Origin of the sequence: Vibrio sp. E14 (assembly GCF_020515785.1) — a bacterium.
In the GTDB taxonomy this organism is placed as follows: Bacteria; Pseudomonadota; Gammaproteobacteria; order Enterobacterales; family Vibrionaceae; genus Vibrio; species Vibrio diabolicus.
The window spans coordinates 1,160,273-1,183,405 of record NZ_JAHPJI010000001.1 but is presented as its reverse complement, the minus strand read 5'-3'; the positions used below and the strand labels follow the sequence as shown (position 1 = coordinate 1,183,405).

Genomic DNA, 23,133 nt, shown 5'->3' with positions numbered 1-23,133 from the left:
GCCGTAAGAATTGAAAGCCGAGCGAAATGCTCGGCTTTTTTATGCGCGTCGAATACGGCTTTGTTTTTCATCGTGCTCATTTACCCAGGTTATTACTTCGTTTAAGGGTAGGGCTGGGCAGAACAAGTAGCCCTGAATGATGTCGCAGCCACGACTGCGTAAAAAATGCAGTGTATCCATGTCTTGAACGCCTTCTGCGACGACTGAATACCCTAGGCCATGCGCTAACGCTATTGTATTCTCAACGATAGAGCGGGTGCCCTCTGTCCGGCTTGCGGTACAAAGAAATGATCGGTCGATTTTAATTTGATCAACTGGGAGATCTCTCAAAAGCGACAGAGATGAATACCCGGTGCCAAAGTCGTCCAAGCTGATCTTAATACCCAATCCTTTGATTTGGTGAATTAGGGGGTTGAGCTCAACAACTCTATCAATCGCCATCGTTTCAGTAATCTCTAAGCTTATAAGGTCAGCAAATTGAGGGTTTACCTTGAGCAGTGTTTCCAAGCGGTTAAACAATAAATTAGACGAGAGATCTTTTGCAGATAAGTTAACGTGGACAGGAAGCTTGATGTCTTTTTCTATAAAGGTCTGGAGGTCTTTTTCAACTTGGTTGAGGACCCACATGGTGATGTTGTGCACTTGATTACTTCGCTCCGCGATGGGGATGAAGTCGTTAGGCGAAATCGTTTTACCATTTTCATCATGCCAACGGATCACGGCTTCAAAGCCGACAGCTAAGTTAGTATGTGCGTCAATCAACGGTTGGTAGTACAGCTGGAACTCCTCTTTTTCCAGCGCACATTGAATACGAGAAGAGATTTCGAGCTGGTACTTGGCCCCGACGTTCATGTCCTCATTATAAAATGCAAAGAGGTTGCCATTTCGTTTGGCGTGATACATGGCAATGTCCGCGTGCTTTATCAATAGATCATTGGACAGAGCGTCATAAGGGTAGGTACTGACACCGAAAACAACGCGGGAAGAGACTTGAAACTCATCTAAATGGAAGCGATTAGACAGTGCTGAATCTAACTCTTCGATGAGACTTTTGCCTGTTTCCTCGCATGCTGACGAGGTGAGGATGACAAATTCATCGCCACCAACGCGGAAAATTTTGTCACTGCCTTTAAGTTTCTCTTGGAGACGTTGCCCAATTTGAATCAGCAGTTGGTCTCCACAAAAGTGTCCCATAGCATCGTTGACTTGTTTAAAGTTAACGACATCGAAAAGGATCACTGAGAAAGGGTCTCCAGACTGTATTCTATCTTCGATTAACTCAAAGCAGTATTTACGGTTAGGGAGTCCAGTAAGTGCATCGTGAACGGCATTACGCTTCTCTTTTTCAGCAACGGTATGCAGTTCTAGTATGGAGTCGTTGCTCCATTTGATAACCAGCACCACAAAAATGCTGCCACCGAATAGAATGAGAGAAACTCCGGTTTCCAAGAGGGAAGCGATAGGTTTTTGCATTATAGCGTGTAAAAAAGCGGCATACGCAAAAATGAAACAGCTGATTAACAACAATAGGAAAGTCCACCCGGGTACATCAGTTCTCGAGCAGATGTTTTTTGTCATCTGCCATCCCCAGCAGAGCAAAATCAAACCTAAGATCACTAATAGAAATGCAATAGTGGGCACATTATTACCCCGATTTATTGATTGGTTTATTATTTTTGTTCACCCAATAAACAACGTAGCTCATATCTCTGAATTTGTACAAATTGACCTATTCATAAATTATGTTTAACAAGTCATATTTTTTAGTCTTCAAATAAAATCAAAACTTGCTACAGATCAACAAAATTTGTTCAATCAAATCGCTTTTACTAAAAGATTGTTGAAAGATTAAAAAATTATTGAATAATAGAGGGGCAAACAAGAAGTACGCAGCGCACAAGCGCTATTACAACCTCTGCTCTACAACAGGATAACTATTTCATGTCTAATTCGTTTGTACTGGTGATCAACTCTGGTAGCTCTTCATTAAAATTTGCTGTTATTGATTCTGAAACCGGTGAAGCTTTGGTATCAGGTATTGGTGAGTGTTTTGGCCTACCTGAAGCTGAAATCAGTTGGAAATATCAGGGAGAAAAAACCGTTGAAGCAATTCCTGCTGGCGGTAACCATCATCAGTACGCTGTTGAGCGAGTGGTAAAACTACTCGAGACTTTGGGTTTGAGCTCAAAATTTGTGGCTGTAGGTCACCGCATTGTTGCTGGTGGCGAAACCTTTAAAGGCACAGTAAAAGTCGATGAAAAAGTTATTCAAGAAGTTGAGCGTCTTGCTGAGCTAGCGCCACTTCATAACAAAGCGAATGCAGAAGGCATGCGAGCAGCAATGGCAGCATTCCCTTCACTGCCTCAATTCGCTGTGTTTGATACTGCTTTCCACCAAACAATGCCTGCCAAAGCGTTTATGTACGCGCTTCCTTACGAGCTTTACGAAGAGCATAAAGTGCGTCGTTACGGTGCTCACGGCACAAGCCACTACTACGTAAGTCGTGAAGCAGCGAAAATGCTAGATAAGCCGGTTGAAGAAAGCAGCTTTATCACCGTGCACTTAGGTAATGGTGCATCAGTGAGTGCGGTTAAAAATGGCGAATGTGTTGATACAAGTATGGGTTTGACGCCGTTAGCTGGCCTAATGATGGGTACTCGTTGTGGTGACCTCGACCCAAGTGTTATCGAGTTCCTTTTCCGTAAAGGTTGGGAAAAAGACGAAGTGTTCGAGATGATGAACAAGAAGTCAGGCTTCTTAGGTGTATCCGGTGTAACAAGTGACGCACGTGGTGTACTAGAAGCCATGGAAGCGGGTAACACACGTGCGAAGTTGGCATTTGAAATCTTCACTTACCGTGTTGCGAAATACATTACTTCTTACCTAGCTGCTCTGGATTCATTAGACGGCATCATCTTCACTGGTGGTATTGGTGAAAACTCACTACCAATTCGTCGTGAAATCTTGAAAAACCTAAAACTGCTAGGTTTTGTTGAAGATGAGAAAGGCAACGAAGATGCAAGATTTGGCAACGCAGGTGTTATTGCAACATCTGAGTTGCTCGGTGCGAAAGCACTAGTTATTCCTACCAATGAAGAGTGGGTAATCGCTCAACAGTCGGTGGAACTGCTGTAAAACGGCAAAAATTTTGGGAACTAAGTCAAAGCCCTTTCCTTTATGGAAAGGGCTTTTTTTGATCCAAATACATCCTTTCTCCATACAACTATCCGCATTAATACGGATCTCTAATAGCTGCCAATTGTCTTGATATTGATAAATATATAAACAACTTGGGCGGTGAAGAAATTTCAGTATACTGAGCTTAAGTCATACCAAAGAAAAATAGCCTTATGTCATGTAGGTGTCTCAGCTCGGAGACAGGAATTGCGTTTGAAGAACGATCAAACGAAATCGGATCTTTGCAGGCTATTGGGCATATAAATAATAAACCGTTGACTAGTTCGAAGATTAGTCAAATGAGAGAAAGTCATGTTTTTTAATAAGTCGCTTCAGCAAGAAAACCAACGATTAAAGCAGGATCTGCAACGCTTGCAGCAAATCCAATACAGTTTAGATGAAGAAATGCTTCGCTTAACGCTGGATAAGAAAGGCTGCATTACCTCTGCAAATACAAAACTTCAGCAACAACTCTTTTTCACTGATGCGGATATTTTAGCGAAACCGATTACCGAGTTGGTTCCATCAAATTCGCGCAATACAGAGCACTTTCATCGAATGAAGAGAGCCGTTCAAGACAAAGTATTTTGGAATGGCGCGATGCAAGTCCTTAAAGGCAACGGCGAAGAAGCGTGGTTACGAACGGTTATCCAGCCTGTTTTGAACGAACATCAAGAAGTTGAAAGCTTTTTTGTGTTTGCTTCTGAGCTTACGCGAACGATCAAAACATCGCGTGAGCAAGAGGACATGCTGAATGCGTTGAGCCGTTCTATGGCGGTTATTGAGTTCACGTTAGAAGGTAATGTATTAAAAGCCAATGATAACTTCCTTAATACGATGGGTTATACACTGGATCAAATTAAAGGGAAGCATCATCGTATGTTCTGCGATCAGGAAGAGGCTGGTTCTGAAGCTTATCGCGAGTTCTGGCAACGTTTGGCAAAAGGACAGTTTGCTTCAGACCGATTTAAGCGAGTTAACCGTTACGGTGAAGAGGTATGGCTAGAAGCCTCCTATAACCCTATCCATAACGATAGAGGAGAGCTCTACAAGGTCGTCAAGTTCGCGACTGACATCACCCAGCAGGTGATGCAAGAGCAGAAAATGGCTCAGGCTGCGCAATTGGCTAATGAAGTTTCTCAAGAGACCGGAACACAAACACTGCAAGGTCAGCAAGTGATAGGTTCGACGCTAGAAAAGGTGCAAACACTGTCTGACCAGATGCAGCAAGCGAATACGGCCATTGACGAGCTCAAAGCGCACTCATCGCGCATTAGTGAACTGGTTAATAGCATCAGTGGTATTGCAGACCAAACTAACTTACTAGCGTTAAATGCGGCGATAGAAGCGGCTCGCGCGGGTGAGCATGGTAGAGGCTTTGCCGTTGTTGCTGACGAGGTCAGACAGCTTGCCACAAGAACCAATGCGACCACTGATGAAATTATCACAATGGTAACTGAAAACTTAGAGCGAACCGATAATGCTGTCCAACTGATCGCCAAGTGCCAAAAAGAAGCACTAGATACGCTAGAGCTTTCAGAAAAAGCGGGGAATGTGATGAACGAAATACAAGATGGCGCTAGCCGTGTCGTAGAGGCTGTGGAGCAATTTAACCGCTCATTGTAGTGGGTTCTTCATGCTATCAATGGCTTTTTTCAGCTCCGATATAATCAACCTGTTTACTACTGCTGCTCATCGCCAATAAAGCGCTTTTTTTGGTGATGAGAAAGCTAATTATTTCCCTCCTTAATATTTCGTATTTCTATCTTAACGTGTCGCTATTTTACAACACTGTTAATAAAAAGTAGCGTAATTTAATCTCCTGTTAACTTGGTTGCGAATCACAGTTGGGGGAGACCTACTTGGACTTACTAAATTTCACCATAGATAACTTAGCGCTGCTAGGTACGCTTACCATGGAGCACATCTCTTTGGTCGCTCTGGCTGTTGGGCTTGCCATCTTAACTGGAGTACCTATCGGCATTCTTATCACACAAAATGAGCGCGTTGCGAAAGTGGTGCTTTACGTAGCGTCCATCATTATCACCATTCCTTCAATCGCACTGTTTGGTTTGATGATTCCTCTCTTATCGACCATTGGTCATGGGATTGGCTACGTGCCCGCCGTGATTACCGTACTGCTTTATTCTCAGCTGCCTATTATTCGCAACACTTATACCGCCATTCACAACGTAGAACCGTCACTCCGAGAGGCAGCTTGCGGCATCGGGATGACGCCTTTTCAGCGTTTGAAAATGGTGGAAATTCCATTGGCGATTCCGGTGATTATGGCGGGTGTGAGAACGGCAGTAGTAATGAATATTGGCGTTATGGCGATCGCCGCGTATATCGGAGCAGGAGGGTTGGGCGTGTTTATCAGCCGCGGCATCTCGCAAAGTGATCCTCGACAACTGATCGTTGGTGCCATCGCCGTTAGCCTTCTGGCTATCATCGCGGATTACGGATTGATTCGACTACAAAAAAGATTAACGCCACCGGGCCTGACTGCAGCTCGATAAAGGATAAATAATAGGGACATTCAAATGATCAAAATTGACAAGCTAACCAAAATTTTTGAAACGCCTAATGGCCCGGTGACTGCCGCAGATCACATTGAGATGGAAGTTCCCAGTGGTGAAATTTGTGTGTTACTTGGTCCGTCCGGTTGTGGCAAAACCACCACGCTGAAAATGGTCAACCGAATTATTCCCGCGACATCGGGCAAGATCTACCTTGGTGGTGAAGATACTTCTGGGATGGATACAGTCACTCTGCGCCGCAATATCGGTTATGTTATTCAGCAAATTGGCTTATTTCCCAACATGACGATCGGCGAAAACATCGCGGTGGTTCCCAAGTTATTAGGGTGGGATAAGGCAAGATACATGGCGCGTGCAAAAGAGCTATTGGAGATGGTGGCTCTTGATCCTAGTGTCTTCCTTAATCGTTATCCAAATGAGTTGTCTGGCGGACAGCAGCAACGAATTGGTGTTGCCCGAGCGCTAGCTGCGGATCCTCCCGTCATGCTGATGGATGAACCTTTTGGCGCGATTGACCCGATCAACCGTGAAGTAATCCAGGATGAGTTCCTTAAAATGCAGCAAGAGCTCAACAAGACCATCATGTTTGTCAGTCATGACATTGATGAAGCGGTCAAAATGGCCGATAGAATTGCGATTTTCCGTGATGGTCACCTGGTTCAGTACGATACGCCTGACGATTTGCTCGCACACCCGAAAGATGATTTCGTGAAAAACTTTGTCGGAGATGATCGCGCACTTAAACGTCTTCGCTTAGTTACAGCTGAATCCGTCATGCAGACCACCTTTGCGTACGTAAAACCTAACGATACGCTTGCCGACGCTCTAACTAAAATTGACGCGTATGGATATCGCGACGCCGTGATATTAGTGAATGACCAACACCAACCTATCGGTTATGTGCCAAAAGCTACCGCAATCAATATGAAGGGGTACTGCGGTGAACATTATGTCGGCCTGAAAACAATCGCCCGAACCACGGATGATCTGCGTAAAGTCGCGTCGAAGATGTTCACGCACGACATTGTTTGGATGCCGTGTGTTGACGAGAATGGCCGCTTAGTGGGCGAAGTCACACAGCGCGGCATTACCCATTATCTCGGTGCAACTTATCAGCGCGATACCTCTCCTAATCAGCCGCAGCCATTGCATCAGGCTAAGGAGGCATCGTGACCAATCAGCTAAAACAAACCTACTATTTCGTTTTATTGGCGTGTGTCTTTGCGTTGGGTATTTATTTACAAGGCGCGGGTACGATCGATGATTTTCTTTACTACCAAGAAGACATTGTTTATCTGACGTTTCAGCACATTGAACTGGTGCTGCTGTCTGGTGGATTGGCGATCCTAATCGCGATTCCCGTCGGCGTATTGCTCAGCCGTCCTCGTTTTCAGAAAGTCGCAGAATCGGCGATGCAGATTTTGAATGTGGGGACCACGATTCCTACTTTAGCCATTCTCGCGCTGGCAATGAGCTTTCTTGGCATTGGCACCGTGCCAGCGGTATTTGGGCTGACGATTGCCTCGTTGTTACCGATTGTCAGAAACACCTACATCGGGCTGAAAGAAGTGCCCGCTCATTTAAAAGAAGCGGCGTCAGGCATTGGTATGACCGAGTTACAAATGTTGTTTCAGGTTGAAATTCCTAATGCGCTGTTCGTCATTTTTGCCGGTATCCGCACGGCGTTAGCTGTCAACGTGGGCACCGTTCCACTGGCCTTCTTAATTGGTGGCGGTGGGTTAGGGGAGCTCATTTTTACCGGTATTGATCTGGGTGAACCCATCATGATGCTGGCAGGCGCTATTCCTACAGCGATGCTGGCTATCGCTATCGACAGTGTGGTAGGAGCCGTTTCCTATGTCACTGTACCTAAAGGCTGTAACCCTATTAGAGCTAGACAATAACAATCCTAAAAATTGAACACAGACAGGAGTCAAACATGTTGAAGCAAATTACTCGCCGCTTGCTGGCCGTTGGTGTACTGCTTTCAAGTTTTCACGCATCTGCGGAAATCGTCGTAGGTGGTAAAAACTTTACAGAACAACAGCTTTTAACGGAAATTACGTCTCAATATTTAACCAAAAAAGGCTACGACGTTGATAAACGTTCGGGCATGGGCAGTGCGGTTTTGCGTAAAGCGCAAGAAAACGGCCAGATTGATCTTTATTGGGAATACACGGGCACATCACTGATCATTTACAACAAAGTCAAAGACAAGCTCCCTGCAGAGCAAGTGTATCAACGCGTTAAGGAACTCGATGCGAAGAAAGGCCTAGTTTGGCTTAACCCTTCAAAAGCGAACAACACCTACGCGCTCGCTATGCGCAGTGACGATGCGAAACAACGTGGCATCTCAACCTTATCCGACTTCGCCGAGCAAATGCGCCAAGACCCGCCAATGACCATTGCTTTGAATGCGGAATTCTATGCACGAAAAGATGGCTTCCGACCTTTACAGAAAACCTACAAATTCAAAGCGTCACGAGACCAAGTGAAACGCATGGATACGGGGTTAACTTATGATGCGCTAAAAGGGAAAGAAGTCGATGCTGCGCTCGTATTTGCAACAGATGGTCGTATCAAAGCATTTGGTTTTACCGTTTTAACGGATGACAAACAGTTCTTCCCTGATTACGCGATCACTCCTGTGGTTCGCCAAGAAACGCTAGATGCGAACCCAGAGCTTGCCGAGCAAATGAACGCGCTTTCTGCGGCGATCGATGGCGATACGATGTCGACTTTGAATCAACAAGTTGATGTGGAGCGACGTTCGATCTCAGAAGTCGCAAGCCAGTTCCTATCTGAGCATAACTTGGGGTAATACCATGACTATCCTGCAAGTCAGTGTGGCCCAAATCAACGCCCAGTTAGGCGATGTGAATGCCAATCTGAATACTCATCAGGATTACATAAAGCAAGCCGCGGCCTTGGGGTCGCAGCTATTGCTGTTTCCTGAACTCTCCTTGACCGGATACCAGCTCCAATCCTCTGTGCGTGAAGTCGCCATGAAGCGTGATGATGCTCGGCTTAAAGAGCTTGCGCAACTTGCACCGCAGATGTCCGTGATTGTCGGCTTTGTTGAACAGGCTGCTCCGGGAGAGTACTACAACGCGATGGCTTGGTTGCTCGGTGGTACGGTGGTTGCTGTGCATCGCAAAATCAATTTACCAACCTATGGTGGGCTTGAAGAGGGCAAGTGGTTTCATTCTGGTGACGCAACCACCAGTGTTTGTTTTGATGAAAATTGGCGAGGCTCGGTTTTAATTTGTGCCGATTTATGGAATCCACCTTTGGTTCATTGCGCGCTACTCGATAAGCCTGAAATCTTGCTCGCGCCGATCAATTCGGCCAGCAGTATTGTCAGTAAAGACTTTTCCAATGAAGACAACTGGTTAGTTAACGTTAAATTTTATGCGGTGCTGTACGGAACTCCAGTTTTGATGGCCAACCGTTACGGGCCAGAGGGCGAAGCGTGGTTTTGGGGAGGAAGCTGTATTTTGTCTGCAACGGGTGAGCTATTGGCGCAGGCAGAAGACGGTGAAACCTTGATAACTGCAACCTTGTCATTGGACGATATTGACAAAGCCAGATTCGAGCTGCCTACCGTGCGAGACAGCAATACACCATTGATCACAACGCTATTGTCGAAGGCAAAACGCTAAAACAGGAGCAGTAGACGATGCAATCTATTCATCGATTTATTCACGAACTAACCTTTGAACAGCTTCCTGCTGACGTTATTGAACAAGCGAAATATTGCGTCTTGGATCTGTTAGGTGTCGCCGCAGCTGGTAAAGCGACGCAGCTGCAAAACATGGTAGCCAAACTCGCGCAGAAGCAGTTTGCCGGTGATACGCCGATGCTGTTTTCTGATCACACGGCTAGTGGTTGCGGGGCGACTCTATATGGCGGCATGTTGATTGACAGTATGGACGCGCACGACGGCCAAGTCCTGACGAAAGGCCATGTTGGCGTCGCTGTTTTGCCGGGGCTGCTCGCCAGTATGCATGAGTCAGCAGTTACGGGAGAAGAGTTATTAACGTCCCTCGTCATTGGCTACGAAATAGCAACTCGCGCCGGAATCGCGCTGCATCAAACCGCTTGTGATTATCATACTTCTGGTGCTTGGAATGCGTTGGGCGTCGCTGCGGTGTCTGCAAGAAGAAAAGGCTTAACGGATGCAGAAACAGAGCATGCGCTCGGCATTGCCGAGTTCTATGGTCCGCGCAGTCAAATGATGCGTTGTATTGAACATCCAACCATGCTCAAAGACGGCTCTGGCTGGGGAGCGATGGCGGGCTTTGCCAGTGCAGAGCTGGCAGAAGAAGGATTTACTGGCGCGCCAGCCGTGACGCTGCTGGACCAACAAACTCACGCTTTGTGGGCAGATTTAGGGCAGCGCTGGTATATTCTGGAGCAATACTTTAAACCGTATCCGGTTTGTCGTTGGGCTCAACCCGCGGTTGAAGCAGTGAGAGCACTGCAACAAGAAAATAAACTAGAACCTGATGAGATTGAACTTATCGAAGTTCACAGCTTTCATCAGGCGGTGTGCCTGCATACCAAGCGCCCAGAGACAACCGAGCAGGCTCAGTACAGTTTGCCATTTTCAGTCGCGAGTGCGGTCATGGATAATACGGTCACGGTAGAAGCCGTCACCAAAGGACTGAAAGATCCTGCTCGCTTGGCACTTACGGAGCGGATGAGGTTAATTGAAGAGCCCGTTTACAATGATAAGTTTCCAGCCGAACGCTGGGCGCATGTCGTGGTGACGTTGAAAAATGGTGACAAACTGACTTCGCCTCCCAGTATTGCGCGAGGTAATCCTGAAAATCCGCTCAGTCGAGACGAGATGCGAGGTAAGTTTCATACTTTGGCAGAGAAAGAATTGTCCGCTTCACGCGTGTCAGCGATAGAAGAGGGCTGTTTGCAACTTGATAAAGCCAGTAAAGAGCAGGTACTTGCTTGGCTATCACTGCTTTACCAAGGCACGTTGTCTGATAAGCCGTCTGACACGTCGCCTGACACATCACGATGAGATCGAAGAGATCGAACTTCTTTTCTCTTACTCAATCTTAAGCTAAACGTCGCTCTTCACGCGGCGTTTTTTCATAGCGTTTTTTGTAGCAACGCGCAAAATACGATGTAGAACTGAACCCACAAGCGGTGCTAATTTGAGTAATGGACAGCATGGTTTGCAACAACAAATGTTGAGCGCGTTCTAAGCGCAATTGAAGGTAGTAATTACCTGGTTTGTCTTGCAAGTATTGCAAAAATAATCTTTCCATCTGCCTGACCGATAATCCTACTTGTTCGCCAATTTCATAGCACTTTAGCGGCTCTTCCATGTTGGCTTCCATGATCTCTACAGCGTCGAGCAGGCGCGGGTGGCGGATGTTGTGCTTACGAATTAACGACATGCGCTGTTTATCATGCGCCGGTCGAATCGCAGGGTGAATGCATTGCTCAGCTACTTGATTCGCCAAGTCGCTCCCATGTTGGTTTGTAATTAAATGAAGCATCATATCCAAACCGGCTAAGCCGCCCGAACAAGTTGGTGTGCGTGGGTCGAATTCGTACAACTCACTGGTCACGTTGATGTTTGGAAACTCCTCTGCCAGGCTGTTGGCGGACTCCCAATGCACCGTACACGTCTTGTTTTTTAATAGCCCAGCTTTTGCTAACAACACGCTGCCTGTCGAAGTCGAGCCCACGGCGATGCCTTGACGAAGCGCTTGCTTTAACCACTGACTCACCGAGCCACTCGTAGCAGCAACATGGGCGCCAATACCTGCCACAACCAGCAGCAAGTCTAAATGGGCAATGTCGTTGACTGACTGTGTTGGCGAGAATGAAACGCCATTGCTGGCCGACACTTCTTTATCTTCGAATCCATAAATATCCCACTGATACAAATCGCAACCTGCGAGGCGGTTGGCCATTCGAAGAGGTTCGATAACCGCCGAAAAAGAGAGCATCGAAAAATCAGGAATAAGGAAAAAACCAATGCGATACGTGTGTGTCGTTTTCATTCTCTGTGGTCACCAAGTGGGCAGTTCATCTATGTCGTATTTCTGGATAAGAATGTCGCAATTGTTAAATTATTGCTATCAAAATTCGAACATGATGTGACTTAAGACAAGGAGTTCTTTGTCGAGCATACACATTCATTTGGACGAGATAATTATGATTGAACAAAAAGCCCCAGTAATTAGTGATGGTCTACGCCTTGATGGCGCCTTCTTTACTGACGAGAACGTTAACAACCCAGACTTACCGATCGTTATTGTCTGCTCAGGCTTTACTGGGCAAAAAAATATTCACCCAGAGCGTTACGCGAGAGCCTTAACTGCGAAGGGCTTTACGGTATTCGGATTTGACTACCGTGGCTTTGGTGAATCTGAAGGCATTCGTGAGCGAGTTATTCTGGATGAACAAGTACGCGACATCGCCAACGCGGTTGCGGTTGTGAAACAGCGCGCTAATAAGGAAGGCCGCAAAGTCGTACTGGCTGGCTGGGGCATGGCGGGGGGATTAATTCTTGATGCTTACCGAGTTTGCCAAGATGCGATTGATGGCCTTATCTCCATGAACGGCTTTTATGACGCGGTACGTGTTCAGGTTGCTCAACGTGGCGAGCACGGCTGGAAAGCGTTCCGTCAATTTATGTTAGAAGAGCGTACACGTCTTGCTCTTGGTGGAGAAAAGCAGGGGATTGATCCATTTGAAATCTACCCGCTTGATCCAGTAAGCCGAGAATATGTATTCACTGAACTGGTCAAAGCGCCGGGCTACGGCGTGACATCTGATCTGGATTTTGCGGATTCTCTCATCAATTTCAAACCGGAAGCTCTACTGGACGAGCGATTTGCAGACGCGCCAATCTTGATTGCGCACGGTGCAGAAAACGACCTTCACCCAGTGACCGAAGCAAAGTCGCTGTACGCGAAATATCCTGGGCCGAAATCTCTTTTCCTACTGCCTGAAGGTGGTCACACCGAGTGGATGTTGGACGACGATCCTAAGTTTATTCAGTTCTCTGGTGTGATCGCGAACTGGTTGAGTGAGAACTTCAGTTAAGTCTTCAAGAGGTGCTTGCGTTGATGGCACCTCTACCTTTCTGACAGGATGATTTTCGATGAGCATAATTCCATTTTGTGAAGCGGCTGACCCATTTGTAAATAAACCAACAATCGCGATTCCTGAAGGCGCGGTTGATTGTCACGCCCACGTTTTTTCTTCACGTTATCCGTACTGTGAAACGCGAACCTACACGCCACCTGATGCCAGCGTCGGCGCGTACATGCATTTGCACCAGCAATTAGGCATCCGTCATGGCGTGCTGGTTCAGCCGAGTGTGTATGGCAATGATAACCAGTTGCATCTTGATACATTGCGATATTTACGCCAGCAAGGTTATGACTACAAAGGCGTCGCGGTCGTGGATGCGGATGTGTCCGAGCAAACGCTGGATGAGCTACAAGAAGCGGGATTTTGTGGGGTGCGGATGAACCTGCTGTTTAAAGGTGGTATTGAGTGGCGTGATGTTGAACGTTTAGCGGCTCGCCTTGCAGAGCGACACTGGCACCTTCAATGCTTAATTGATGTTTCGCAGTTTGATGACTTATATCAGCGATTAAGGGCTTTACCCGTGCCCGTAGTGATTGATCATCTTGGACATATGCCAACAAACAAGCTTATTTCTCATCCTGGTTTTCAAACCTTATTGAAGCTTAAGACCGAAGGGAAAGTGTGGACAAAACTGTCGGCGCCGTATCGTCTGTCGCCTCAATCACCGCCTTATGATGACGTTTCTCCATTTGCTCAAGCTTTGTTAGAAGCGAATGAAGATCAATGTGTCTGGGGATCGGATTGGCCTCACCCATGTTTTGCTGCTGAGATGCCAAGTGATGGCCAGCTGCTAGATACCTTGTGGCACTGGACGCAAGATATGACACTGTTTGGCAAGATTCTGGTCGATAACCCCAAGCGCCTCTACCGCTTTTAACTCCGCATTCATGTTACGAACCTAAAAAGACAACCGTAAGGCACTGATTCAAATTATGCTTCCTGCACTTCCGCTACAGGTTTACTCTGATCCTTTGGTTATCAAGTTCTTTAACACCCTTAAACAGCTTGGTTTCAAGGGGGATACTGATGCTCGCTATACCACTCGATTGAGTATGGCGACTGACAACAGCGTCTACCAGCAACTTCCGTTGTCGGTCGTCTTTCCTGCCAACCATCATGATGTGGTAATACTTGGCAAGGTCAGTGCTCGTGATGAATTTAAACACCTGACCTTTTCGCCCAGAGGAGGCGGAACGGGCACCAACGGACAATCATTGAACTCGGGGATCGTGGTTGATCTGTCTCGCTATATGAATCGAGTGTTAGAGATCAACGAGCAGGAAGGTTGGGTGAGAGTGGAAACTGGGATAGTCAAAGATCAACTCAACGACATCGTTCGCCCTTATGGTTATTTCTTCTCGCCAGATCTGTCGACCAGCAACCGCGCAACATTAGGTGGGATGATTAATACCGATGCATCAGGCCAAGGCTCTTTGCAATATGGTAAAACCTCGGATCATGTGTTGGCGCTCAAAGCCGTATTGGCGGATGGTTCGGTGCTCGATACCGAAGCAATTCAACAAAACAAATGGTTAAACAGTGATGTAGTATCGCGAGCGTTAAAAATTACGGAGGAAGTTTGTCGAGACAAGCGTCAACAGATTCTGGATAAGTTTCCTCCTCTGAATCGATTTCTTACTGGTTATGACCTAAAAAATGCCATCAACGACAAGAGTGAAGAGTTTGACGTCACGAGAATATTATGTGGCTCTGAAGGCACGTTAGCTTTTATCACTGAAGCCAAGCTCAACCTTACGCGAATACCTACCACGCGACGGTTAGTGAACGTTAAATACGATAGCTTTGATTCTGCATTGCGAAATGCTCCCTTGATGGTCGAAGCAGAAGCGCTATCGGTAGAGACAGTTGATGCAAAGGTGCTTAATCTTGCAAGAGAAGACATTGTCTGGCACTCGGTAAAACACGCGATCTCAGATGTGCAGGGCAAAGAGATGCAAGGGATTAACTTTGTCGAGTTCGCAGGCAGTCACAACGATGATATTGAGGATAAAGTTGAACGCTTACTTTCAATTCTCGATAAAGAAATGGCTCACCGACGCAGTGGTATCATCGGTTATCAAGTCTGTCGTGAACCCCAAGACATCCTGGCCATTTATGGCATGCGCAAGAAAGCGGTTGGGCTGCTTGGCGCGACCAAAGGTCAGGCAAAGCCCATTGCATTCGCGGAAGATACCTGTGTGCCGCCTGAAAATTTAGCGGACTTTATCGCGGAATTTCGTACGTTGCTAGACCGCAATAACCTGCATTATGGCATGTTTGGGCATGTGGATGCTGGCGTCCTTCACGTGCGTCCAGCGCTCGATATGTGTGACCCTGAGCAAGAAGCGTTGATGCATCAACTGTCCGATGATGTGGTCGCGCTGGTGGCAAAATACAATGGTTTAATGTGGGGAGAGCACGGTAAAGGATATCGCTCAGAATATGGACCAGCCTTCTTTGGTGATGAGCTCTTTACTGAATTAAGGCGTATTAAAGCGGCGTTTGACCCCGACAATAAAATGAACCCGGGCAAGATTTGCACGCCACTGAATAGCGACGCTGAAATGGTAAAAGTCACAGCGACCAAGCGTGGCTACTATGATCGTCAGATCCCTGTAGAAGTCCGAGAGTCGCTTAAGCCCGTGCTGTCTTGCAATGGCAATGGGCTGTGTTTTAATTACGATGCTGATAGCCCAATGTGTCCATCATTTAAAGTAACAGCCGATCGTCGCCACTCTCCGAAAGGGAGGGCTGGGATAATGCGTGAATGGCTGCGTCGCCTTAATGACAGTGGCTTCGATTTGCTCGCTAACGAACAGCAGCTTCTCAATCAAACGTTATCGGTTAAGCTTTTGGCTCAGAAGCTGAGTCAACTGATATCTCGCCCCGCATCTGATGACCTATCGCATGAAGTTTATGAGGTGATGAATGGCTGTCTAGCGTGCAAAGCGTGTGCGAGTCAGTGTCCTGTTAAAGTTGATGTGCCTGATTTTAGAGCATGTTTTTTACACGTCTATCACTCGCGTTATCGCAGACCTCTGCGCGACTATCTGGTGTCGAATATTGAGCAACTGCTGCCGATTATGGCAAAAGCCCCCAAGCTGGTTAATCGAATTGCATCTAGTAGGCCTGTTACGCAAGTATTAGAGACATCCATTGGTTTTGTTGATTCGCCAGTGCTATCGATCCCTACGTTGCAAAGTCGATGTCAGGCACTTGGAGTGAGCCCGTTCGACTTTGCGTATCTAGAATCGCTTTCCCCAGAAGTGAAGCAAAATTACGTCTTGATTGTTCAAGATCCATTTACCAGCTTTTATGAAGCCGAGTTGGTTTCGGACTTTATTCAGTTATTGCAGCGGTTAGGGAAACACCCTGTTGTTCTGCCTTTCAAACCCAATGGGAAAGCTCAACATGTAAAAGGTTTTCTTAAGGCATTCGCCAGAAATGCACAAAATACCTCGGATTTTCTCAACCAAGTTGCTGAGCTTGAAATTCCTATGATCGGTATCGATGCAGCCTTAGTACTTTGTTATCGCGATGAATACCGTCAGGCTCTAAAAGAAAAGCGGGGCGAGTTTACAGTTAATACGGCTCATGAGTGGCTGGTGGATACACTTAATGAATGGCCGCCAGTAAGTGTATCAGACGAAGAACCTTGGTATTTGATGGCGCATTGCACAGAAAAGACCAAAATCCCGGAGACTGAGAAATCTTGGCAGTCTATTTTTCATCACTTTGGCTTAAAGCTGCATGTGATACCTACGGGATGTTGTGGCATGGCAGGGACATTCGGCCATGAAGTGGATAAGAAAAGTACGTCTGAAGCTATTTATCAGCTGAGTTGGAAACCGAATATAAAGAACCTGCCCACTGAGCGTGTGTTAGCCACGGGGTATTCCTGTCGCAGTCAGGTTAAGCGTTTTGAAGGGGAGGTCGTTCGACATCCGGTCCAAGTTTTAGCCAGTTTGTTTAATGCATAAGATGCTTAGGCAATTTAGTATACGAAAACGCTTGCCTTAAGACTTTGCCTGCCTTTAATGTATCCGACCGCAGAACTTCAATCTGCTTAACAACAACACAGGAGAGAATCGGGCTTTCACTTCCGCTCGACAGAAACTCCTTTCAAATTGATACAACAGCGCAGCAAACTTCCCTTGCTGCGATACTGTGTTCCATATTTTGTGAGTATTTATGTTTAACTCAGAACGCAAAGCGACGGTTATTCTGGTTGCGACGACGATGATCGCGGCACTTGGCTGGATATTCTCTAAGGAAACAATACAGGGGTTACCACCTTTTGGCTTTATTGGGGCGCGATTTACTATTGCATCGCTCTGTCTGTTGCCGTTGTGCTATCGACCTTTGCTGAAAGCGAATTTGAGAGATGTGCTTTCTGCTGGTGGTGTCGGGCTCCTGTTAGGCAGTGCCGTTATGACATGGATTTACGCCATCTCCATCAGCGATACGCTCGGAGAAGGCGCATTTATCATGAGTCTCTCCATGCTATTTGTGCCTATTGTTGCGTGGGTTATGTTTCGTCAACGACCACAACGAATTTTCTGGCTTTCTTTGCCTATCGCGGTATTAGGTCTCGCCTGTCTCTCTTTAGTTGGCGGCTGGAAGCAATCGGCCAGTCAATTTTGGTTTCTTGGCGCGGCACTGGTTCTGGCGCTTCACTTTAATGTGAACAGTAAATATTCTCAAAAATTGCCTGTGTTGCTGCTTACTTGCGTGCAGCTTTTTTCTGCTGGTTGTTTAGGTTTGTTGGTTTCTTTCTTTATGGAGTCTTTTCCGGCAGAGGTTGACTCCTCCATTTGGTGGTGGTTCGCGTTGAGTACTTTGCTAGCGACGAGCTTGCGTTACGTAATGCAAACCATGGGTCAAAAATTTGTTCAGGCAGGTAATGCTGCCTTGATCATGATATTAGAGCCAGTTTGGACCGTCATTCTGAGCGTGCTGTGGTATGGCGAAGTGCTAACGGCAAATAAGCTAGTGGGCTGTGTGCTTATCTTATTCTCTCTTATTATTTATCGTACTGGCGGGCTATTTCGTTTGTCTATCCCTAGGTAGCTTCAAGAAATGTGGGTAGGGAACAATTTAGGAGTGAAGCATGGCCAATACTGAGCATAAGGAATCACTAGACTTTTTAGATATTTTAAGTGTCTGTTTATACCGTTTAGGAATTAGCGTATTTGCCTTTGGACTTATCGCGATGACGATATCGGGTTTGCACCTTATTGAAGGTTCGGCATTTTATGATCGAAATGTGTTGCTGCTCATCGCCATTGCAGGTGTATTAACTGCAGCAAATATCCATGTCTACAGTAAAACTGTGCGTACTGTCATCAGCTGGTCAACTTGGGTGGGACTGCTCTTCATGGTGAGCGATCCAGACTTATCCCGCGTGTGGCTTTCTCTTGGTTTTGTCTTTGTCACTTTTTCCGGTGTGGCGCTGAAAGAGTCCTTTTGTTTTAAAGTTCCAGGCTTGAAAGCGGTGCCAGTGCTACTTGCCATCGCAACCTTTGCGTTTTGTTTCGAAATACTGACGGTAGCGACTATTGCGACAGGGTTGTCTGGCTTAATTATGGGTTTCCTGTCTATATCAAAGTGGCGGATGCCACTTCATTTTGATATTGGTATTAAAGCAAACTACGAGGTTTAATAAACGTCTTACGTTAGAGATGTCATACGGTTACGCAAAGCTAGCGATACTTTTGACGTGGGTTCTCGATTAAGCTCTTCGCTGATCATCCAGCCAGCTTTTGCTAACAGCTCCAAGTCGATCCCCGTTTCGATCCCTAATCCTTGGCATAAATACAGTACATCCTCCGTCGCGACATTCCCCGAGGCCCCATGAGCGTATGGGCATCCACCCAGCCCAGCGACACTGCTGTCGATGGTATTGATGCCCATACTCAAGGCTTGATGAATGTTGGCGAGCGCTTGTCCCCATGTATCGTGGAAATGGACAGCAAGCTGGGGGAGAGGTGTAACCAACATGACGGCTTCCAGCATGGCTGCAATTCGATTTGGCGTGCCTGTGCCGATGGTGTCACCTAGAGACACCTCATAGCACCCTAAATCGATGAGCGATTTGGTCACGCTCGCCACCTGTTTAGGGGCTGTTGGACCGTCGTAAGGGCAATCGGCAACGCAGGATAGATAACCTCGAACAGGGATGCCGTGTTTGGTGGCTAATCGCATTACAGGCTCGAAGCGAGTTAAACTTTCTGCAATCGAGCAATTGATATTGTGTTGGCAGAATCCTTCTGATGATGAAGTGAAAATTGCGACCTGATTGGCACCAGCCTCCAAGGCTTGTTCGAAGCCTTTTAGGTTTGGTGTCAGGGCAGAATAAGTAACATGATTTCGCCTTGTTATTGCTTTCATGACCTCTGTTGAGTCCGCCATTTGTGGCACCCATTTGGGCGAAACAAAAGAGCCCGCCTCAATATGCGTTAGCCCAGTATCAGAGAGTAAGTTGATCAACCGGATTTTAGTCTGGGTCGCAACGGGAGACTCATTTTGTAGCCCATCTCTAGGACCTACTTCGACAATATTTACTTTGGAAGGCAGCATTACTTGTCCTGTGATTTGGTTACCCAACTTGGGCTTCGTTTTTCAAGAAACGCTTGCAAGCCATCTTGGCCTTGTGGCGATACCCTAATGTCCGCAATGAGCTTGCTGGTATAGTGAATCAGTTGTTGATCGATGGGGTTTTGATGACATTGGTGACAGAGCGTTTTCGCTTTACGCATCGCATCTGGGCTATTAAGTAGTAACGTCTTGATCACGCTATCGACCGCACTTTCAAGTTGTTTGGCTTCTTTCACTTCGTGCACAATACCAAACCGTTCGGCATCCTCGGCTGAAATGACTTCACCACTTAAGATATAGCGTCTAGCTTGTCGATTCCCCATAGCGCGCATGACGTAAGGCGCAATGGTTGCCGGAACTAGACCAAGCTTAACTTCACTTAAGCAAAAGTTGGCACATTGGCTCGCGATGGCGATATCACTGCAACAAATCAATCCCAGCGCGCCGCCGTAAGCGGAGCCTTGTACAACCGCGATGGTGGGTTGAGGGAACGAATCTAGTGTTTCCATGAGTCTTGCCAAGTTTTGGGCATCAACGAAATTATCTTGCCTCGTGCTGTCGGCCATCGACTGCATCCAATTCAGGTCGGCCCCGGATGAAAAGTGCTTGCCGTTACTTTTTAATACCAAGCATCGCACATCCGTTCGTAAAGCGAGATAATCTAGGCGGTGGATCAGCAAGTCGATCGTACAAGCGTCAAAAGCATTGTGCTTGGCTGTTCTGTTTAGAGTGATGGTCGCTACGCCATTGTCATCGACATGCCAAAGAACATCATCTTGTCTTTGGGCGTTGGGAATAATGCTTGGTTGCATTTCCTGCATACTTACTTCCTTAATTTATCTCTGGATATTTACATTCTGAAGACGCCAAACTCGCTATCAGGAATGGGGGCATTTAATGCTGCCGTTAGCGCTTGACTCAACACCTGACGCGTTTGTTTGGGGTCAATAATTCCGTCATCCCATAGCCGAGCGCTCGCAAAATAGGGATGTCCTTGTGTTTCATACAAGTCTATGATCGATTCTCTAAAAGTGTGTTCTTCTTGCTCTGACCACGCTTCTCCCTGGCGTTCCTTCGCGTCTTTTCGAACTTGTGTTAAGACGCCTGCCGCTTGTTCTCCGCCCATCACAGAAATACGCGCGTTCGGCCACATCCACATCATGGTTGGATCATAAGCTCGGCCGCACATGCCATAATTGCCAGCGCCGTACGACCCACCGATGATCACGGTAAACTTCGGTACGTCAGCACAAGCGACGGCCATCACCAGCTTGGCACCATGTTTTGCGATGCCTTCTTCTTCCACCTTTTTCCCGACCATAAATCCGGTAATGTTTTGGAGAAAGAGAAGCGGTGTTTTCCGTTTGGCGCAAAGTTCAATAAAGTGCGCGCCTTTTTGTGCCGATTCAGAAAACAAGATGCCGTTGTTTGCCACAATGCCGATCAAGTGTCCGTGAATGCGAGCAAAGCCACACACTAACGTTCTGCCGTACAAGGCTTTGAATTCGTCAAAATCAGAATCATCGACGATGCGGGCAATGATTTCTCGAACGTCGAATGATAGTCGTAAGTTGGCATTCACGATTCCGTAGATTTCTTCTGCATCGTAGCGGGGAGGTAGCACGGTGTTTTCCGGCTTAATCGGTTTTTCTCTATTGGCATTGGCATTGGCAATGGCTTCTCGGGCAAGCATTAGGGCATGCTCATCATTTTCAGCGTAATAATCAGCAACACCAGATTTACGACAATGCACGTCTGCACCGCCGAGCTCTTCACCCGTCACGACTTCGCCAGTGGCCGCTTTAACTAGAGGCGGTCCCGCCAAAAATATGGTGCCTTGCTCTTTGACCATAATGGACACATCCGCCATGGCAGGAACATACGCGCCCCCAGCAGTGCAAAGCCCCATCACAACAGCAACCTGAGGGATGCCTTTTGCTGACATCCTCGCTTGGTTAAAGAAAATGCGACCAAAGTGTTCTTTGTCGGGGAAGACGTCGGACTGATGAGGGAGATTTGCGCCACCGGAGTCCACCAAGTATACGCAGGGGAGTTGGCAACGTTGGGCTATCTCTTGCGCTCTAAGGTGTTTTTTTACCGTGAGTGGGTAGTAGGTTCCGCCTTTTACCGAAGCATCGTTGGCGATGACCATACATTGAATTCCCGCTATGAAACCAATGCCGGCGATAACGCCAGCGCAGGGGATGGATTCGTCATACATTTGCCAGGCGGCAAACTGGCTGATTTCAAGAAAGTCAGTGTTGTCATCAAGCAAGCGCGCGATGCGTTCTCGGGCGGGGAGTTTTCCTTTTTGCCTCTGGTGCTGAATGGCTTTTTCACCGCCTCCCTGTTTGATGGTCTCGATGTGTTGATTCAGTTGAGTGACCAACGTTTCCATCGCAGCTTTATTGGAAAGAAATAACTCGTCAGTTGGCTTAGTTTTACTTTTGATAATGGCCATAATGACTTCCTTGTCGTATGTTCCTTTAGCGAGATTCTTCGAACAGTTCTCGGCCTATTAACATGCGGCGAATCTCTGAGGTACCCGCGCCGATTTCATAAAGCTTTGCATCACGTAGCAAACGACCAGCAGGGTATTCATTGATGTAGCCATTCCCACCGAGCAACTGGATTGCATCGAGTGCCATTTGTGTGGCGAGTTCTGCACTGTACAGAATCGCTCCTGCGGCATCTTTGCGTGTTGCGTTACCTCGATCACAAGCCGCTGCGACGGTATATACATACGCTTTTGCTGCACTCATTCGAGAGTACATATCGGCGATCTTGCCCTGAACTAACTGAAACTCGCCAATGGATTTTCCAAACTGCTCTCGTTCATGTACGTACGGGACCACAATGTCCATGCAAGCTTGCATTATCCCGAGTGGTCCGGCAGCGAGGACGACGCGCTCGTAATCTAGTCCACTCATTAACACCTCGACGCCTTGATTCAGCTCGCCAAGAATATTCTCTTTCGGCACTACGCAATTGTTAAATACAAGTTCGCAAGTGTTCGAGCCCCTCATGCCTAGTTTGTCCAGCTTTTGAGCATGGCTGAAACCTTCGACGTTGCGTTCAACAATGAATGCGGTAATACCTCGTGAACCTGCATTGACATCCGTTTTAGCGTAAAGCACCACTATGTCAGCGTCGGGACCGTTGGTGATCCACATTTTGTTGCCATTCAGTACAAAATGGTCGCCCTTGTTCTCCGCTTTCAGTTGCATGCTTATCACGTCTGAACCGGCATTGGGCTCACTCATAGCTAGGGCGCCAACGTGCGTACCATCGAGGAGCTTAGGAAGGTATTTCTTGCGTTGAGAAGGCGTGCCATTGCGAAAAATCTGATTGACGCACAGATTAGAATGAGCGCCGTAGCTTAAAGCGACGGAGGCAGAGGCTCGGCTGATCTCTTCCATCGCCACAACGTGAGCAAGGTATCCCATGCCTGCACCACCAAGTTCTTCATCGACGGTGACACCGAGCAACCCCATATCTCCAAACAAAGGCCACAAATGCTTCGGAAACTGGTTATCGCGGTCTATATCTGCGGCGATGGGAGCAATATGTTCCGTAGAAAAGGCATTAACGTGGTCTCGGAGCATATCGATGGTATCACCAAGTCCGAAATTGAGTGGGGCGTAGGTGCTTTTCATAACGTCTCCCGATATCAGAGGTAAGGTGGAAA

The 23,133-nt window shown here is 47.0% G+C and carries 19 protein-coding genes; 13 read left to right on the top strand and 6 right to left on the bottom strand.

The features are described 5' to 3' along the window. Window positions 1–39: 39 nt before the first annotated feature. Window positions 40–1,578, bottom strand: a complete 1,539-nt coding sequence (locus tag LIX84_RS05050; RefSeq protein ID WP_031780182.1) for a putative bifunctional diguanylate cyclase/phosphodiesterase — start codon at window positions 1,576–1,578, stop codon at window positions 40–42. Between the two features lie 363 nt (window positions 1,579–1,941). On the opposite strand from LIX84_RS05050, the gene LIX84_RS05045 reads away from it, so the two are divergent. The 8 genes from LIX84_RS05045 to LIX84_RS05010 all read left to right on the top strand — a co-directional run bounded on the left by LIX84_RS05045 (window position 1,942) and on the right by LIX84_RS05010 (window position 10,755). Continuing rightward, a complete protein-coding gene (locus tag LIX84_RS05045) occupies window positions 1,942–3,135 on the top strand; it encodes an acetate/propionate family kinase (protein WP_104970111.1) in 1,194 nt (397 codons plus the stop codon). 354 nt (window positions 3,136–3,489) lie between these two features. Further along, window positions 3,490–4,803, top strand: coding sequence for a methyl-accepting chemotaxis protein (locus LIX84_RS05040; protein WP_226420801.1), 1,314 nt, complete (start codon window positions 3,490–3,492; stop codon window positions 4,801–4,803). 290 nt (window positions 4,804–5,093) lie between these two features. Beyond that, window positions 5,094–5,696, top strand: a complete 603-nt coding sequence (locus tag LIX84_RS05035; RefSeq protein ID WP_443083697.1) for an ABC transporter permease — start codon at window positions 5,094–5,096, stop codon at window positions 5,694–5,696. Between the two features lie 24 nt (window positions 5,697–5,720). Beyond that, window positions 5,721–6,890, top strand: coding sequence for an ABC transporter ATP-binding protein (locus LIX84_RS05030; RefSeq protein WP_226420799.1), 1,170 nt, complete (start codon window positions 5,721–5,723; stop codon window positions 6,888–6,890). After that, window positions 6,887–7,621, top strand: a complete 735-nt coding sequence (locus LIX84_RS05025; protein ID WP_226420798.1) for an ABC transporter permease — start codon at window positions 6,887–6,889, stop codon at window positions 7,619–7,621. Before LIX84_RS05030 ends, LIX84_RS05025 begins: the two co-directional genes overlap by 4 nt. A 35-nt stretch (window positions 7,622–7,656) precedes the next feature. Continuing rightward, window positions 7,657–8,538 carry a glycine betaine ABC transporter substrate-binding protein gene (locus LIX84_RS05020; protein ID WP_046873659.1) on the top strand — a complete coding sequence of 294 codons (882 nt, stop codon included), beginning with the start codon at window positions 7,657–7,659 and terminating at the stop codon, window positions 8,536–8,538. Between the two features lie 4 nt (window positions 8,539–8,542). Beyond that, complete coding sequence (locus tag LIX84_RS05015; protein WP_226420797.1) at window positions 8,543–9,379, top strand: nitrilase-related carbon-nitrogen hydrolase; 837 nt, start codon at window positions 8,543–8,545, stop codon at window positions 9,377–9,379. 17 nt (window positions 9,380–9,396) lie between these two features. Then, window positions 9,397–10,755, top strand: coding sequence for an MmgE/PrpD family protein (locus tag LIX84_RS05010; protein WP_226420796.1), 1,359 nt, complete (start codon window positions 9,397–9,399; stop codon window positions 10,753–10,755). A gap of 37 nt (window positions 10,756–10,792) precedes the next feature. Here LIX84_RS05010 and LIX84_RS05005 read toward each other — a convergent pair whose 3' ends face one another. Further along, a complete protein-coding gene (locus tag LIX84_RS05005) occupies window positions 10,793–11,749 on the bottom strand; it encodes a GlxA family transcriptional regulator (RefSeq protein ID WP_226420795.1) in 957 nt (318 codons plus the stop codon). Between the two features lie 154 nt (window positions 11,750–11,903). Between LIX84_RS05005 and LIX84_RS05000 the strand changes: the two genes are divergently transcribed. From LIX84_RS05000 to LIX84_RS04980, 5 genes are all read left to right on the top strand, one after another. Then, on the top strand, window positions 11,904–12,797 hold the full coding sequence (locus LIX84_RS05000; RefSeq protein ID WP_226420794.1) for an alpha/beta hydrolase: 894 nt from the start codon (window positions 11,904–11,906) through the stop codon (window positions 12,795–12,797). 58 nt (window positions 12,798–12,855) lie between these two features. Then, entirely contained in the window at window positions 12,856–13,725 is an 870-nt protein-coding gene (locus tag LIX84_RS04995) for an amidohydrolase family protein (protein WP_226420793.1), read from the top strand. Window positions 13,726–13,780: 55 nt separating this feature from the next. Then, complete coding sequence (ydiJ, locus tag LIX84_RS04990) at window positions 13,781–16,828, top strand: D-2-hydroxyglutarate dehydrogenase YdiJ (RefSeq protein ID WP_226420792.1); 3,048 nt, start codon at window positions 13,781–13,783, stop codon at window positions 16,826–16,828. Between the two features lie 211 nt (window positions 16,829–17,039). Further along, window positions 17,040–17,918: a DMT family transporter gene (locus LIX84_RS04985; RefSeq protein WP_226420791.1), complete on the top strand. Its 879-nt coding sequence runs from the start codon at window positions 17,040–17,042 to the stop codon at window positions 17,916–17,918. 40 nt (window positions 17,919–17,958) lie between these two features. Continuing rightward, window positions 17,959–18,510: a DUF2301 domain-containing membrane protein gene (locus tag LIX84_RS04980; RefSeq protein WP_226420790.1), complete on the top strand. Its 552-nt coding sequence runs from the start codon at window positions 17,959–17,961 to the stop codon at window positions 18,508–18,510. Between the two features lie 8 nt (window positions 18,511–18,518). Here the strand turns inward: LIX84_RS04980 and LIX84_RS04975 are convergent, their stop codons facing one another. The 4 genes from LIX84_RS04975 to LIX84_RS04960 are packed head-to-tail and all read right to left on the bottom strand — an operon-like array spanning window position 18,519 to window position 23,101. Next, on the bottom strand, window positions 18,519–19,427 hold the full coding sequence (locus LIX84_RS04975) for a hydroxymethylglutaryl-CoA lyase (RefSeq protein ID WP_047009300.1): 909 nt from the start codon (window positions 19,425–19,427) through the stop codon (window positions 18,519–18,521). Beyond that, window positions 19,427–20,266, bottom strand: coding sequence for an enoyl-CoA hydratase-related protein (locus LIX84_RS04970; RefSeq protein WP_005390997.1), 840 nt, complete (start codon window positions 20,264–20,266; stop codon window positions 19,427–19,429). Before LIX84_RS04970 ends, LIX84_RS04975 begins: the two co-directional genes overlap by 1 nt. A gap of 29 nt (window positions 20,267–20,295) precedes the next feature. Further along, on the bottom strand, window positions 20,296–21,906 hold the full coding sequence (locus tag LIX84_RS04965) for a carboxyl transferase domain-containing protein (RefSeq protein ID WP_226420789.1): 1,611 nt from the start codon (window positions 21,904–21,906) through the stop codon (window positions 20,296–20,298). Between the two features lie 25 nt (window positions 21,907–21,931). After that, on the bottom strand, window positions 21,932–23,101 hold the full coding sequence (locus LIX84_RS04960) for an isovaleryl-CoA dehydrogenase (RefSeq protein WP_226420788.1): 1,170 nt from the start codon (window positions 23,099–23,101) through the stop codon (window positions 21,932–21,934). Between the last annotated feature and the right edge of the window lie 32 nt (window positions 23,102–23,133).

Bases quoted from the DNA above. Each gene is read 5' to 3' on its own strand.
- LIX84_RS05040 (WP_226420801.1), top strand. From the start codon at position 3,490: ATGTTTTTTAATAAGTCGCTTCAGCAAGAAAACCAACGATTAAAGCAG.
- LIX84_RS04975 (WP_047009300.1), bottom strand. From the start codon at position 19,427: ATGCTGCCTTCCAAAGTAAATATTGTCGAAGTAGGTCCTAGAGATGGG.
- LIX84_RS05030 (WP_226420799.1), top strand. From the start codon at position 5,721: ATGATCAAAATTGACAAGCTAACCAAAATTTTTGAAACGCCTAATGGC.
- LIX84_RS05020 (WP_046873659.1), top strand. From the start codon at position 7,657: ATGTTGAAGCAAATTACTCGCCGCTTGCTGGCCGTTGGTGTACTGCTT.
- LIX84_RS04995 (WP_226420793.1), top strand. From the start codon at position 12,856: ATGAGCATAATTCCATTTTGTGAAGCGGCTGACCCATTTGTAAATAAA.
- ydiJ (WP_226420792.1), top strand. From the start codon at position 13,781: ATGCTTCCTGCACTTCCGCTACAGGTTTACTCTGATCCTTTGGTTATC.
- LIX84_RS05005 (WP_226420795.1), bottom strand. From the start codon at position 11,749: ATGAAAACGACACACACGTATCGCATTGGTTTTTTCCTTATTCCTGAT.
- LIX84_RS05045 (WP_104970111.1), top strand. From the start codon at position 1,942: ATGTCTAATTCGTTTGTACTGGTGATCAACTCTGGTAGCTCTTCATTA.
- LIX84_RS05010 (WP_226420796.1), top strand. From the start codon at position 9,397: ATGCAATCTATTCATCGATTTATTCACGAACTAACCTTTGAACAGCTT.
- LIX84_RS04985 (WP_226420791.1), top strand. From the start codon at position 17,040: ATGTTTAACTCAGAACGCAAAGCGACGGTTATTCTGGTTGCGACGACG.
- LIX84_RS05000 (WP_226420794.1), top strand. From the start codon at position 11,904: ATGATTGAACAAAAAGCCCCAGTAATTAGTGATGGTCTACGCCTTGAT.
- LIX84_RS05050 (WP_031780182.1), bottom strand. From the start codon at position 1,578: ATGACAAAAAACATCTGCTCGAGAACTGATGTACCCGGGTGGACTTTC.
- LIX84_RS05015 (WP_226420797.1), top strand. From the start codon at position 8,543: ATGACTATCCTGCAAGTCAGTGTGGCCCAAATCAACGCCCAGTTAGGC.
- LIX84_RS04980 (WP_226420790.1), top strand. From the start codon at position 17,959: ATGGCCAATACTGAGCATAAGGAATCACTAGACTTTTTAGATATTTTA.
- LIX84_RS05035 (WP_443083697.1), top strand. From the start codon at position 5,094: ATGGAGCACATCTCTTTGGTCGCTCTGGCTGTTGGGCTTGCCATCTTA.
- LIX84_RS04970 (WP_005390997.1), bottom strand. From the start codon at position 20,266: ATGCAGGAAATGCAACCAAGCATTATTCCCAACGCCCAAAGACAAGAT.
- LIX84_RS04960 (WP_226420788.1), bottom strand. From the start codon at position 23,101: ATGAAAAGCACCTACGCCCCACTCAATTTCGGACTTGGTGATACCATC.
- LIX84_RS04965 (WP_226420789.1), bottom strand. From the start codon at position 21,906: ATGGCCATTATCAAAAGTAAAACTAAGCCAACTGACGAGTTATTTCTT.